Raw genomic sequence first — 13328 nt, 5'->3', positions numbered from 1 at the left:
GGTGACATTGCATGGATCATCTTCACGAATCCAGATGACGGAAATCTCTGACAGGATGAGTTTATCACGGTCACTGTTTCCTCTAATACCACGCATCAACGCGTTTCTCGCTCTTCCTGTTGCCGACAATGCATCAAAGACATGTCCCACTGAGCCTATCTGGGGTCCGGTGAAATCCCTAGAATCATCCTTCCAGCGTCACGCAAGTGCTCCGACGCCTTTACTTTCATCCAACCAGTCATGCTCGACATGCTGGGAGTGAGTTCATGTCTTCTTCTATGTCCAACGACGCCTCTGCACCGACCCCGCCAACGTCGGAAACTCCGACGACGCGCGAGCTGATGTCACGCCTGTGGCGCAGCACCTTGCCGATGACACTCGGTATCATGGGACTGCTGGGCTTCAACCTGGTCGATGCCGCCTTCGTCTCGCATCTGGGCACCGCACCACTGGCCGCGCAATCCTTCACCTTCCCGCTGACCTTTCTGATCATCGGGGTGCAGGTCGGCATGGGCATCGCGATCGCCGCGATCGTCTCGCGAACCCTGGGTGCCGAGGATGAGGCGCGTGCACGGCGCCTGGGCGGTGTGGTGCTGCTGGGGTCCGGTGTGTTGATGGCACTGCTGATGCTGCTCTTGTGGGTCATCAGGGGCCCGGCCTTCGAGTTGCTGGGTGCCAATGCCGCCGAGATGAAGCTGATCGAGGTCTACTGGGGCCCATCACTGATCGCCAGCTGGCTGGGGGCCATGGCCTATGTGCTCTACAGTCTGTTCCGCGCCCACGGCGATACGCGTCTGCCGGGTGAGATGATGCTGCTGACCAGTGTCTTCAATCTGGTGCTGGACCCGCTGCTGATCTTCGGCGCGGGGCCGCTGCCCGGCTTCGGTCTGGCGGGGGCTGCCTGGGCGACCGTACTCTCCTTCGGGGCCGGGCTTGCCATCACGGCGTTCAAGCTCTCGCGCCGCGACTGGATGGAATATCGCGGCCTGTGGGCCGAATGGCAGGCCTCGCGCCGTCAGCTGGCGGGAATCGCGATACCCGCGATTCTGTGCCAGATGATGCCGGCGCTCTCCGCGATGCTGGTCACCGCCATCGTCGCGGGGCTTGGTCAGACGGAGGTGGCCGCCTGGGGGATCGCCTCACGCCTGGAAACCTTCTCGCTGATCGTGGTGCTGGCCCTGACCATGTCGCTGCCGCCGTGGCTCGGGCGTTGTTATGGTGCCGGCCGTTGGCAGGAAATTCGCCGCCTGATGAACCTGGCCGCTCGCGTGGTGATGCTCTGGCAGCTGGTGCTGGGCATCATCGCGGCAGTGCTGGCGACTCCGCTGGCCTATGTGCTGGTGGGCAGTGATGAGGTCTCGGCGGCGTTGGCGGTCCTGCTGCCGTGGATGTTGCCCAGCTACTCCTTCCTCGGCATCTGCATGCTGGTCGTGTCGGCTGCCAACGCGCTGGGGTGGCCGCTGCGTGCCACGGCGCTGTCCTTCGTGCGGCTCTTCGTCTGCTTCTTGCCGGCGGTATGGCTAGGGGCACATCTGGATGGGCTACGCGGGGTCGCGATCGGCTCGGCGATCGGCAACCTGCTGGCGGGTGTGGTGGCATGGCGTGTCTATCGTCAGGCACTGGGCGAGCGCGGCAAGACAGTGCGTCGCCATGCCTATGTCGCGATGACCTGATCGCCCGGGCCCCCGTGCCGTCATGTACGAGCGCCCTTGAGATGTCAGGCGCTTTTCATGAGATTCTCGCCAGAAGGCCCTGCTGGAGACCCTGCCAGTAGATCTTGTCAGAAGCCCCGTCAGCAGTCCCGTTGAGCAGACCGAAAGCGGCCATTCCAAAAATGGCCGCTTTTTTGTTTTTTATCACTGCCATGGCACAAAATTTACCTGCTTATTTTCTGATGTAGGGGTTCATAACAGAATATTAACCGTGGTTTGCGCCTCTATACTGGATGCATTCAGGCCAAGCCACTGCGAGTCGTCTTGTCGACCGGTGTTGGCCTTCATCGTCTTTATTCGCTGCCGAGTGCGCGGATACGCCTGTCATTTGCCGTGGGGCGCGGCTTGCAGTCATGGGGTAGGCCAACATGAAGATTCTTGTACTCGGTAGCGGCGTCGTCGGCGTCACCAGTGCCTATTATCTGGCGCGTCAGGGGCATGAGGTCACGGTCGTCGACCGTCAGGCCAGTCCGGCGATGGAAACTAGCTACGGCAACGCCGGTCAGGTCTCCTTCGGCTTCTCCTCGCCGTGGGCGGCGCCGGGCATTCCGCAGAAAGCCGTCAAGTGGATGTTCCAGGAGCATGCGCCGCTCAAGATCCAGCCGCGCATGGACCCGCAGATGGCCAAGTTCATGGTCAAGATGTTTGCCAACTGCAACGCCGACCGTTATGCCGTCAACAAGGAGCGCATGGTGCGGGTCGCCGAGTACAGCCGCGCCTGCATCAACGCCCTGCGCGAAGAGACCGGGCTGCGCTACGAAGACCGCCAGAAGGGGCTGTTGCAGCTGTTTCGTACCCAGGCCCAGGTCGATGCCGTACAAAGCGACATGAAGGTGCTGGCGGGCTGTGGCGTGCGCCATCAGCTGCTGGACGCCGACGCCTGCGCCACGGTGGAGCCTGCACTGACTCGCGTGCCGGGCAAGTTCATCGCCGGCCTGCACCTGCCGGATGACCAGACCGGCGATTGTCACCTGTTCACCAACCGGCTGGCGGATTACTGCCGCGACACCCTGGGCGTCAATTTCGTCTTCAATACCACCATTCAGCGCATCCAGCGCAGCGGCAGCCGCATCGAAAAGGTCATCACCGACCGTGGCGAGATGACCGCAGATAGCTACGTGATGTGCCTGGGCAGCTACTCGCCGTTCCTGGCGCGTGATCTGGATCTGGATCTGCCTATCTATCCGGTCAAGGGCTACAGCCTGACCGTGCCGATCATCAATGCCGATGCTGCGCCACAGTCCACCGTGATGGACGAGACCTTCAAGGTCGCGCTGACACGCTTCGATGACCGTATTCGTGTGGGTGGCACCGCCGAGCTGGCCTCGTTCGATCTGTCGCTGCTCGAGAAGCGCCGTGCGACCATCAACATGGTGGTGCGTGATGTCTTCCCGGAAGCCGGTGACTATGCGCGAGCGGAATTCTGGGCCGGCCTGCGTCCGATGACGCCGGATTCCACGCCGATCATCGGGGGCACCAAGTACGACAATCTGTGGTTGAACACCGGACACGGCACCCTGGGCTGGACCATGAGCTGCGGCAGTGCGAGTCTGTTGGCGGACCTGGTGGATGGCCGCAAGCCCACCATCGATCCCAACGGCCTCAGTCTTGGTCGCTACGCTGCCTGATTCCGAATAACGTCGTTCGATGGCCTGTCATCACGCTGACAGGCCATGTCTCGTCATGAACCGTTTTCACTGAGTGTTTTCACGTCACCAAGCAAAGGAAACCCGCATGACCAAGCAGATCATTGCCACCGAGTCCGCTCCTGCTGCCATCGGCCCGTATTCCCAGGCGGTGCGCACGGGTAATCTGGTGTTCCTGTCTGGCCAGATCCCGTTGGACCCGGCGACCATGGAAGTGGTGGAAGGTGGTTTTGAAGCCCAGGCAGACCAGGTGTTCCGCAATCTCAAGGCGGTGTGTGAAGCTTCCGGTGGCAGCCTGGATCAACTGGTCAAGGTCAATCTGTTCCTGACCGATCTCAGCAACTTCGTCGTGGTCAACACGCTGATGGAGCAGTACTTCAGCCAGCCGTATCCGGCGCGTGCGGCCGTCGGCGTCAAGGAGCTGCCCAAGGGCGTGCTGTTTGAAGCAGAAGGTGTACTGGCACTCTCCTGATCGCTCGTCGATTGCCGGTCTGAACCAGTGGTTGGTCTGAACGACCGACTGGCGTGAATCGATGCCTTGTCTCTCGCTCCCCTCGCTGATTCATCAGCGGGGGGAGTGTCGTTTCAGGGGCCGTGACGCCCTGTAGACAGCTTGAGCGTGCTGTAGACAGCTTGAGCGTGACATTTGGCGCCAGCATGATTAGCGTAAGGCTAAATGAGCCAGCGATCAGCGCTGACTCTCGGAGCATCGCGGACGAACCCTTCAAGGAGCAACACCATGGCGCAGTCAGACACAGGCACCCGTGAACCCGGCATACGACTGCGTCAGCTGGAAATGCTGTGGGCGGTGATCGAGTGTGGCTCGATGAAAGGCGGTGCCGCGCAACTGGGGATCAGCGTGCCGGTGGTCTCGCGGGGCCTGGCACAGCTCGAGCAGACGCTGGGTTATTCGTTGTTTCTGCGCGAGGGTGGCAAGCTGGTGCCGACCCCGGAAGCCGAGCGCCTGACGCCATCACTCGCCCGGATGTTCAGCGCTCAATCCGAGCTCAGGCGACTGGCCTTCGGGCCGGGCAGCGGCAAGCGTCCGCGTCTCGTGCTGGCGGTCACGCCCGGTCTGGAGGCCTTCAGTGCCGGTTGGCTGACACGCATCGCGGCCAGTGAAGCCTTGAGTGAGTGGCTACCCAGCCTGGAAGTGCTCGAGGTGTCCCAGCATGATCTCGCCATCCGCGAGGGCCGGGTCGCGATGGCGGTGAGCCTGGAAGCACCGCCGGAGCCCCAGGGCGGCAAGCGTGCCAAGACCGCGGCGGCACGCGCCCGCGAGCTCAAGGCCAGCCTGCGTCAGCGTGCGCGCGAGGAGACGACTCTCATCGAGGGCAATGATGACGAGGCAAAGCCCGCCGCCAAGGCTGCCATGCCCGAGTTGGGGGATACGCCGGAGCTTGCGTTTGACGTCGAGGATGATGCGCACAATGCCGAAAGGACCGCTCCCCGGAGCGTTGCAAGCGAAGAGGGCGGTGAAGAGGCGCAAGCCGAGGCACCGCCCGCGCTGAAGCTGCCCTTGATGTTGCTGTGGCCCTCACGCTGGCCGCTGCTGGACAAGCCGCTGACCCTTGCTCGCCTCAATGAACGCCCCTTCGTCGATCTGCCGGAAACCAGCAGTCAGGGGCGCTTGATCCGGGGGCTGCTCAAGCGTGAGCGCGTGACGCCGGCGAGTCTGCTGGAAGTCGCTACGCCGGCCAGCGCCGGGCGTCTGGCACGCGCTGGCAGTGCCGCCACCATCATTGATGCGCTGTCGGCGCAGCAGGCGCTCGAGGACGCCAGAGGCGACCTGATCGGCCTGCCGCTCTCGATGCGCAGCGAGCGCTATCTGGAGCTCAAGTGGCAGTTGCCGACGGCCGAGGAAGGGGAGTCGCTGCACGCGGTACAGGCCTTGCTGATCAGCCTGCTCGAAGAGGAGGTGGCGGCGAGTCTTGCCCGCTTGCCGCTGGCGGACGAGGAAGGCTGATCGGCTGATGGCGCAGGCGCCTGGCGGAAGCCTTGCCTCAGAGTAGAGGTCAGGCCAAACACCGGGCCGGTCAACAGACCATTAAAAAACCCCGCCGATTGGCGGGGTTTTCTTGTCTTTCACGACAGCGCTCGTTCGGGCTCAGCCCTTGACGACGGTCGCGATGGCCTTGGCCACGTAGGGCAGGTTCTCGGTGGAGAAGCCGGCCACGTTGGCACGCCCGGAGCGCACCATGTAGATGCCGAACTCGTCACGCAGGCGATCGACCTGTTCCGGCGAAAGGCCGGTGTAGGAGAACATGCCACGCTGCTCGGCGATGAAGGCGAACTGCTCATCCAGACCATACGGCTTGAGCGCCTCGACGAAGTCACGACGCAGGCCGTTGATGCGCTCACGCATCTCGGTCAGCTCGCTTTGCCACTCGCCGCGCAGGGTGTCGTCCTCGAGGATGTCGATGACTACCGCGCCGCCATGGGCCGGCGGGTTGGAGTAGTTCTCGCGCGCGGTGATCGCGGCCTGGGAGCGCACGTCGAGCATGCTCTCCTCGTCCTTGGCGATCAGGATCAGGCAGCCGGTGCGCTCGCAATAGATGCCGAAGTTCTTGGAGCAGGAGCTGGTGATGATGGCTTCATCGACATTTTCGGCCAGCAGGCGCACGCCGTAGGCGTCTTCTTCCAGGCCGTCACCGAAGCCCTGGTAGGCGAAGTCGATCAGCGGCAGCAGCTGGCGTGCCTGGACGACTTCCAGCACCTGGTCCCACTGCTCGCGGCTCAGATCGAAACCGGTCGGGTTGTGGCAGCAGGCGTGCAGCAGTACCACGTCACCTTCCGGGATGGTCTTGAGCGTCGCCAGCATGCCATCGAAGTCGAGGCGGTTGTTCTCGTCGACGTAGGGGTAGCTGTGGCGCGTGACGCCAGCGGCGTCGAAGATGCCCAGGTGGTTCGGCCAGGTCGGGGTGGACAGCCAGATATCACGGCCCTTGAGGTTGCTGGCGATGAAGTCCGCGGCCAGACGCAGGGCACCGGTACCCCCGGGCGCCTGGGTGGCGCTGGCGCGATTGGCGGCCAGCACCGGCGACTCGGCACCCAGCACCATCGGCAGCACGACCGTGCCGAAGCGCGGGTCACCGTGAGAGCCGATATAGGTCTTGGTGACTTCATTCTCGACCAGACGGCTCTCGGCCTGCTTGACCGCACGCATGACCGGCGTATTGCCGTTGGCATCGCGATAGACACCCACGCCGAGGTCGACCTTCTGCGGGTTGGTGTCCTTGTTGAAGGCTTCGATCAGGCCGAGGATGGCATCCCCGGGTACACGCGCAATCTGCTCGAACATCTTATTTCGCTACCTCGTCGGTTCTGGCGGCCATGATGAAATCGTTCTTGTGCAGACCCTTCATCTCGTGGGACCACCAGGTCACGGTGACCTTGCCCCACTCGGTGAGAAGTGCCGGGTGGTGCCCGACTTCCTCGGCAATCTCGCCTACGCGATTGGTGAATGCCAGTGCCTGCTTGAAGTTGCGGAACGTAAAGCACCGTTCCAGTTGCATGATGCCATCGCGATTGAGCAACTGCCACTCGGGAATGGCGGTCTTGAGCGTCTCGATGTCGCTATCGCTGACCTTGGGCGCATCGAAGCTGCAGGCTTCACAGGACTGTCTGGCGAGTTCGGTCATGTCACTATCTCCGGCTTGAGAAAAGAGGGTGGGGCGGGTGATAAGGAGCGCAAGGAGGCCGGTGCGATCAACGTGGTGCGAAGCGCGGCGTCTTGAGGCCGAGGGCCATCGCTTCGTGGACCAGCGCCATGATGTCGCGGCTGGCGAGTTCATGCAGGTCCTCCAGTGACTCAAGAACATAGTAGAGCGGCTGCAGGATATCGATGCGATACGGAGTGCGCAGTGCCTCGACGGCATCGAAGGGCAGATGCTCGGGCCGCTCGAGGTTGTCCGCAAGCTCGCCCAGGGCATAGCGGGTCTCGCGTGGCGAGGAGATGATGCCGCCGCCGTAGAGGCGCAGCGCACGACTGCCATCGGGTTGAGTCTCGCGCAGCATGCCGAATTCCACCGTCATCCAGTAGAGGCGGGCCAGATAGACGCGTTCTTCCTTGCTGGCGGCAAGACCGAGGCGTCCGTAGGTGGCGGTGAATTCGGCAAAGGCGGGGTGGGTGAGCATCGGGCAGTGGCCGAAGATCTCGTGGAAGATGTCCGGCTCCTGCAGGTAGTCGAGTTCTTGCGGGGAGCGGATGAAGGTGGCGACCGGGAAGCGCCGCTCGGCGAGCAGCTCGAAGAAGCGCGTGAAGGGGATCAAGGCCGGCACGCGAGCGGTTCGCCAGCCGGTGGTGGCCTCGAGGACGCGATCGATCTCGCCAAGCTGGGGGATGCGGTCCACTGGCAGGGCAAGGCGCTCGAGCCCTTGATGGTACTCGCGACAGACGCGTCCCTTGACCAGGGCCATCTGGCGCGCCATCAGTGTCTGCCAGGTGGCGTTTTCCTGATCGCTGTAATGGATCCGACCCCGGGCATCCGGCTCATGGGCCACGTAGCGGGTGCCCTTGGCCCTGGTTTGCGAGCCGGGCTGAGCTTCCTGGGATGTCTGTGGCCAATGACGACCCTGCGGTGCGTTCATGCAACCTCCCCAACGAGTTGGCGGCGCTGCCAAGCAGGCTGCCGTGTTGTCATTATGGCGTACATGCCAGTCCTCGCATGTCGATGACAACGCTAGGCCTTGTCGGGTGGCGTTGACCAGTGGTCAGGCGTGGCTTTGCGCGGCAGATGAGTCCGCGTTGGCACGTGTCTTGTCACATAATTCTGACACGGGAGCGGTGACTGGGCGTATCCTGTGCCATTCGGGCGCTCATGCACCTCTGTGTCGCCGTCTTTTGTAAGGAATGCTTTACGAGGTTTTTGATAACGCTTACGTTAACGTCACTCAGCTGTCACTCGGTCGGCGACGTCAAGCCAGTGACATCATTTCGACAAGAATTCCAACAACGATGCCGAGAACGCCATGCGCCTCAAACTGACCTGTCAGAATCGAATCGGGATTCTGCGCGACATCCTGGCCCCCTTTGCCGATTACGGCCTCAATGTGCTGCGCGGTGAGGTCGGCGGAGAGGCCAACAACTCCATCTATCTGCATGTGCCCAACATGCTGCGTATGCAGCTCTCCACCCTGAAGCCGACTCTCGAGGAGATTCCCGGGGTCTTCAAGGTCAGCCGCGTCAGCCTGATGCCCACCGAGCGACGCCATCTGGAGCTCAATGCGCTGCTGTCATCGCTGTCAGACCCGGTGATGTCCATCGACATGGATGGGCGCGTGGTGGCGGCCAATCGCGCGGCGGGCAAGCTGCTCGGGGTGCGTATCGATGAGGTGCCGGGACTGGCGCTGACGCGTCACGTCCAGGATGTCGACCTGCCGGAACTGATCCGGCGTAACAATGCCCGCGTCAATGGCCTGCGCCTGCGGGTGGGGGAGGAGACCTTCCTCGCCGATATCGCGCCACTGCATACCGAAAAAGAGGATGTCGCCTCGCTGGCGGGCGCCGTGGTCACCCTGCATCGTGCAGACCGCCTGGGCTCGCGTATCTATCAGATCCAGCGCACCGAGGTGCGCGGCTTCGAAGCGATATTCCAGGCGAGCCGTCAGCTGTCGGCGGTGGTCAAGGAAGCTCGCCGCATGGCGCCGCTGGATGCGCCGCTCTTGATCGAGGGCGAAACCGGCACCGGCAAGGAGCTGCTGGCGCGGGCCTGCCACCTGGCCAGCCCCCGCGGCCAGGCACCCTTCATGGCACTCAATTGCGCGGGGCTGCCGGAGTCGATGGCTGAAACGGAGCTGTTCGGTTACGCCCCGGGTGCCTTCGAGGGCGCGAGGCCGGAGGGCAAGCTGGGCCTGCTGGAGCTGACCAGTGGCGGCACCATCTTCCTGGATGAGGTCGGCGAGATGAGCCCGCGCATGCAGGTCAAGCTGCTGCGCTTTTTGCAGGACGGCGGTTTCCGGCGTGTCGGCAGCGATGAGGAAACCTTCCTCGATGTGCGCGTGATCTGCGCCACCCAACAGGACCTGCCGGCATTGTGCAGTGAAGGGCGCTTCCGTCACGATCTCTTCCATCGCCTCAATGTGCTGAGTGTGCAGATTCCGCCGCTCAGGGAATGTCTGGATGGACTTGAGGAGTTGGCGCGGCATTTTCTCGAGCGCGCAGTGCGCCAGATCGGCGCTCGCGTGCGGGATATCTCGCCCGAGGCCATGGCGCGCCTGCAGGGCTATCACTGGCCGGGCAACGTGCGTCAGCTGGAGAATGTGCTGTTTCAGGCCGTATCGCTGTGCGATGGCGAGGTGATCGAGGCGCAGCATCTGCGCCTGACTGGGGAGGCGCGTGATGAGGGGCTGGACAACATCGACCTGACCGGCAGCCTGGGCGATATCCATGACGAGGTCGAACGGCGCATCCTGGCGCATCTCTATCCCGAGTATCCGTCCAGCCGATTGCTGGCCAAGCGTCTGGGGGTCTCGCATACCACCATCGCCAACAAGCTCAAGCGTCACGGCATCGCACAGGAGTGACCCACGGTGCAGTTGATGGCGGGAGAGTCAGGACAACAGGGCGCGAGAAAAGCGGACGAGCAGGATAAGGAGAAGAAGAAGGGGGAGAAGGCAGGCAAGAAGGCAGGAGCGGAGAGGCGCTTGAATGCGTGTTTGAATATCGGAATTGGTGAATTGTTTTGCTCGCTAATAAAGGGTATGATTTTTATATTGTTAGCAAGCTAATGTATATGGCGTCTGATATCGGCGGCAACAGCCGCCCTGACGCCGCACCAATCAAGGCTCTCGTGGGTCTTCCGCTCAGTACCGATGAGGGGAAGTGTCATGAGAGCCTTCATGTCGAGAGATGATACATGAACGCACCTTCTCCGGGGTCGGATTCGACACAGGAAATCCCGTTTCACGAGCAGATCAAGCCCTCGCTGGGTGGCCAGGTCGGCCGGGTCCATCGTCTGTGGCGCACCGCCATCACCAGCGCGGTGCGTAGCCTGGACATGACGGAATCGCGCTGGACGGTCATGGTCCATCTGGAAAAGCTCGGCGAGGGCTGTACCCAGCAGATGCTGGCCAGCGAGCTGGGCATCGAGATGCCGTCGCTGACACGCACCCTCAACCAGCTCGAGGCTCAGCAGCTGATCGCGCGCGTGCCGCACGAGACCGACAAGCGGGCGCGTTGCCTGTGGTTCACCGAGCAAGGCCGCCAGTGCCTGACCCAGTTGACGGAGCGCATCGAGCGAGTGCGTGCCGAGCTGTACGTCGGCTTCGATGACGAAGCGCTCAATGCCTTCGCCCGAGCTTTGCTCCAGCTCGAAGACAATGCCAGTGCCAGCATCGCGCGCTCCCAGGCTGAATATCAGCGCAGTCGCCAGGGGTAGCACCCGATCAGCGTGGCGCGTCGTAGCGCCCTACGGTGCCATGGGGGAACACCGCCTGCCACAGCTGCAGCTGACGGGCATGGAAGGCACCTGCGCAGGCGCCGAGATAGTACTCGAACATGCGCTTGTCGCGCGGTGAGTAGGTATCGGCCAGTTCATGCCAGTGCTGGTCGAGGTTGGCACGCCACGCCATCAATGTCGGGGCGTAGTCGGTGCCGAAGTTGTAGGTACAGCATCCGAGTCGCCCCAGGTATGCCAGCCGGGTGTCTGGTAACAACGTTCTTCACCAGGTATACGCGGCGATCAGGAGCGGCGTCGGGGCAGCTGTCGTCTCAGCATAGTCAAGAGTCGTCTAATGCGGTGACGCAATAGGCTGATTTCCGGGGCAACCGATGGTTGCGGACTTGGAACACAGGCTTGGCAGTGTCGGCTTTCCGGGGGCTCTTCGGATGTCGGAACACAAGAAAGCCGCCCCTGAGGGCGGCTTTTTGACGGATGCTGCGCTTTCGCGTTCGATCGCGCTGTCAGGTCACGCTACCTGACGACTGAGCGCCTCAGCGGCAGCGCACGGTCCAGACGACCTTGTAGCCGTCGCCTTCATGGGTAGCAGCAGCCATTTCGGTGTCTTCATTGACGGTGCCTCCCTCCAGCTGGTCATTGCCATCGGCGGCCTTGGCGGTGGCGTCGTGCGGGCCGAAGACGCGCGAGTCGAGCACATCGTACTTGTCGCGGTCCTGCTCTTCACACACCTCGAGCGCGCGTTCCTTGACCTGAGCGATAGCATCATCGCGGTCTTCATCGACGGCGCTGACTTCGTAGCGCGTGTCCTGCTTCTCGATCACGCTGGTGTTGCCGCAACCGGCAATGAAGGCGGAACCGACGATGGCCAGGGTCATGCAGGAATTGCGCAGGGCGTTGGATGTCAGGGTCATGATCTCTCCTTGAAGTGTCTTTCAGAGCCGTCGTGAAAACGGTCTCGGGTCCCAAGATCTGTCGTCAAGATGACGCTGATATCAGTCTGGGGGATATGAGTGTGCGCTTCAAGTGTCGAGATGCATCGACGCTGGCTGTCGCCGGCCAACAACAGCAGAGGCGCGGGGGCACTGGCGAACGGGCTTGCGGGCAACCGAAATGACACTTTGGTCGTGAGCTGTCTCATTCAGGCATGTCGATGCCTCATCTGGACAGCCAACCTGTGACAACTGACCTAGTCTGCATGAGCCCTACCGGTTGGACGCCACCGACCGGGGGCTGGTGGCCGGAGCTGGAAAAGTGACGGGCGGCGCAAGCCAGCTTGTCTGCCTGTGGCCGGCCACGTGCCAAACCCCATGCCAGCCAGGAGCACGTCATGTCAGCCAATGCCAATCGCGGAGTTGTCTACCAGGGAGCGGGGAAGGTGAGCGTCGAATCACTGGACTATCCGACCCTGGCGCTGGGAAATCGCAAGTGTGAACACGGGGTCATTCTCAAGGTCGTCTCGACCAATATCTGCGGCAGTGATCAGCATATGGTGCGTGGCCGTACCACGGCCCCGCAGGGCCTGGTGCTGGGCCACGAGATCACCGGTCTGGTCGTCGAGGCCGGGCGCGATGTGGAATTCATCAAGGTCGGTGACATCGTCTCGGTCCCCTTCAACATTGCCTGCGGCCGCTGCCGCAACTGCAAGGAAGGCAAGACGGGGATCTGTCTGAACGTCAATCCGGCGCGTCCCGGCGCGGCCTACGGCTATGTCGACATGGGCGGCTGGACTGGCGGTCAGACAGATTACGTCATGGTGCCCTATGCCGACTTCAACCTGCTCAAGTTCCCGGACGCCGACCAGGCGATGGAGAAGATCCGTGACCTGACGCTGCTGTCCGATATCTTCCCCACCGGCTTCCACGGCTGCGTGACCGCGGGGGTCGGGCCGGGCTCCACTGTGTATATCGCGGGCGCCGGGCCGGTCGGGCTGGCGGCGGCCGTGTCCGCCCAGCTGCTGGGTGCGGCCTGTGTCATCGTCGGCGACATGATCCCCGAGCGTTTGCAGCAGGCCGAGAGCTTCGGCTGCGAGACCATCGATCTGCGTCAGGAAGGCTCGATGGAAGACAAGGTCGAGGTGATTCTCGGCGAGCGCGAGGTGGATTGCTTCGTCGACTGCGTCGGTTTCGAGGCGCATGGCTGCGGGTGTGATCACGGCCGTGAGCAGCCAGCGACGGTGCTCAACTCGGCGATGGCGTTGACGCGTGCCGGCGGCCAGATCGGCATTCCCGGTCTCTACGTCACCGAAGACCCGGGCGCCGAGGATGAGGCCGCCAAGGTCGGGGCGCTGTCGATGCGCTTCGGGCTGGGCTGGGCCAAGTCCCACTCGCTGCACACGGGCCAATGCCCGGTGATGAAGTATCACCGCCCGCTGATGCAGGCGATCCTGTTCGGGCGCGTCAACATCGCCGATGCGGTCAATGTGCAGGTCATCAGTCTGGAAGAAGCGCCGCAGGGCTATGCGGACTTCGATGGCGGCGCTGCCAAGAAATTCGTCATCGACCCTCACGCCATGGTACGCAACGGCCGTGCCGCCTGACGCCATCACGGCCTGAATCCCGACAGTAGCGGAG

12 protein-coding genes are annotated in these 13328 nt (G+C 62.8%); 7 read left to right on the top strand and 5 right to left on the bottom strand.

Features of this window, described 5'->3' with window-relative positions; all coding sequences use genetic code 11:
- Window positions 1-341: 341 nt before the first annotated feature.
- From FLM52_12215 to FLM52_12200, 4 genes are all read left to right on the top strand, one after another.
- Window positions 342-1673, top strand: coding sequence for an MATE family efflux transporter (locus tag FLM52_12215; GenBank protein ID NVN56546.1), 1332 nt, complete (start codon window positions 342-344; stop codon window positions 1671-1673).
- 407 nt (window positions 1674-2080) lie between these two features.
- Window positions 2081-3340: a D-amino acid dehydrogenase gene (locus FLM52_12210; protein NVN56545.1), complete on the top strand. Its 1260-nt coding sequence runs from the start codon at window positions 2081-2083 to the stop codon at window positions 3338-3340.
- Window positions 3341-3446: 106 nt separating this feature from the next.
- Window positions 3447-3830 carry a RidA family protein gene (locus FLM52_12205; protein ID NVN56544.1) on the top strand — a complete coding sequence of 128 codons (384 nt, stop codon included), beginning with the start codon at window positions 3447-3449 and terminating at the stop codon, window positions 3828-3830.
- A 204-nt stretch (window positions 3831-4034) separates the two neighbouring features.
- On the top strand, window positions 4035-5324 hold the full coding sequence (locus FLM52_12200; protein ID NVN56543.1) for a LysR family transcriptional regulator: 1290 nt from the start codon (window positions 4035-4037) through the stop codon (window positions 5322-5324).
- 141 nt (window positions 5325-5465) lie between these two features.
- Here the strand turns inward: FLM52_12200 and FLM52_12195 are convergent, their stop codons facing one another.
- The 3 genes from FLM52_12195 to FLM52_12185 all read right to left on the bottom strand — a co-directional run bounded on the left by FLM52_12195 (window position 5466) and on the right by FLM52_12185 (window position 7948).
- On the bottom strand, window positions 5466-6659 hold the full coding sequence (locus FLM52_12195) for an aspartate/tyrosine/aromatic aminotransferase (protein ID NVN56542.1): 1194 nt from the start codon (window positions 6657-6659) through the stop codon (window positions 5466-5468).
- A gap of 1 nt (window position 6660) precedes the next feature.
- On the bottom strand, window positions 6661-6999 hold the full coding sequence (locus FLM52_12190) for a 4a-hydroxytetrahydrobiopterin dehydratase (protein ID NVN56541.1): 339 nt from the start codon (window positions 6997-6999) through the stop codon (window positions 6661-6663).
- Between the two features lie 67 nt (window positions 7000-7066).
- The gene (locus FLM52_12185; GenBank protein ID NVN56540.1) at window positions 7067-7948 is read right to left on the bottom strand and encodes a phenylalanine 4-monooxygenase; all 882 of its coding nucleotides are present in this window, start codon (window positions 7946-7948) and stop codon (window positions 7067-7069) included.
- Window positions 7949-8329: 381 nt separating this feature from the next.
- On the opposite strand from FLM52_12185, the gene FLM52_12180 reads away from it, so the two are divergent.
- On the top strand, window positions 8330-9883 hold the full coding sequence (locus tag FLM52_12180; protein ID NVN56539.1) for a sigma-54-dependent transcriptional regulator: 1554 nt from the start codon (window positions 8330-8332) through the stop codon (window positions 9881-9883).
- A gap of 332 nt (window positions 9884-10215) precedes the next feature.
- Window positions 10216-10737: a MarR family transcriptional regulator gene (locus tag FLM52_12175; GenBank protein NVN56538.1), complete on the top strand. Its 522-nt coding sequence runs from the start codon at window positions 10216-10218 to the stop codon at window positions 10735-10737.
- 7 nt (window positions 10738-10744) lie between these two features.
- On the opposite strand, the gene FLM52_12170 is transcribed toward FLM52_12175, so the two are convergent.
- Both FLM52_12170 and FLM52_12165 read right to left on the bottom strand, forming a co-directional pair.
- Window positions 10745-10930 (bottom strand): hypothetical protein, encoded by a 186-nt coding sequence (locus FLM52_12170; GenBank protein NVN56537.1) that lies wholly within the window; start codon window positions 10928-10930, stop codon window positions 10745-10747.
- Window positions 10931-11291: 361 nt separating this feature from the next.
- Window positions 11292-11669, bottom strand: coding sequence for a hypothetical protein (locus FLM52_12165; GenBank protein ID NVN56536.1), 378 nt, complete (start codon window positions 11667-11669; stop codon window positions 11292-11294).
- A gap of 416 nt (window positions 11670-12085) precedes the next feature.
- Between FLM52_12165 and fdhA the strand changes: the two genes are divergently transcribed.
- Entirely contained in the window at window positions 12086-13294 is a 1209-nt protein-coding gene (gene fdhA, locus FLM52_12160; GenBank protein ID NVN56535.1) for a formaldehyde dehydrogenase, glutathione-independent, read from the top strand.
- Window positions 13295-13328 lie beyond the last annotated feature (34 nt).

It is taken from the genome of bacterium Scap17 (genome assembly GCA_013376735.1).
In the GTDB taxonomy this organism is placed as follows: Bacteria; Pseudomonadota; Gammaproteobacteria; order Pseudomonadales; family Halomonadaceae; genus Cobetia.
The sequence above is the reverse complement of the archived record's forward strand: the minus strand, read 5'-3'. Positions and strand labels throughout refer to the sequence as shown.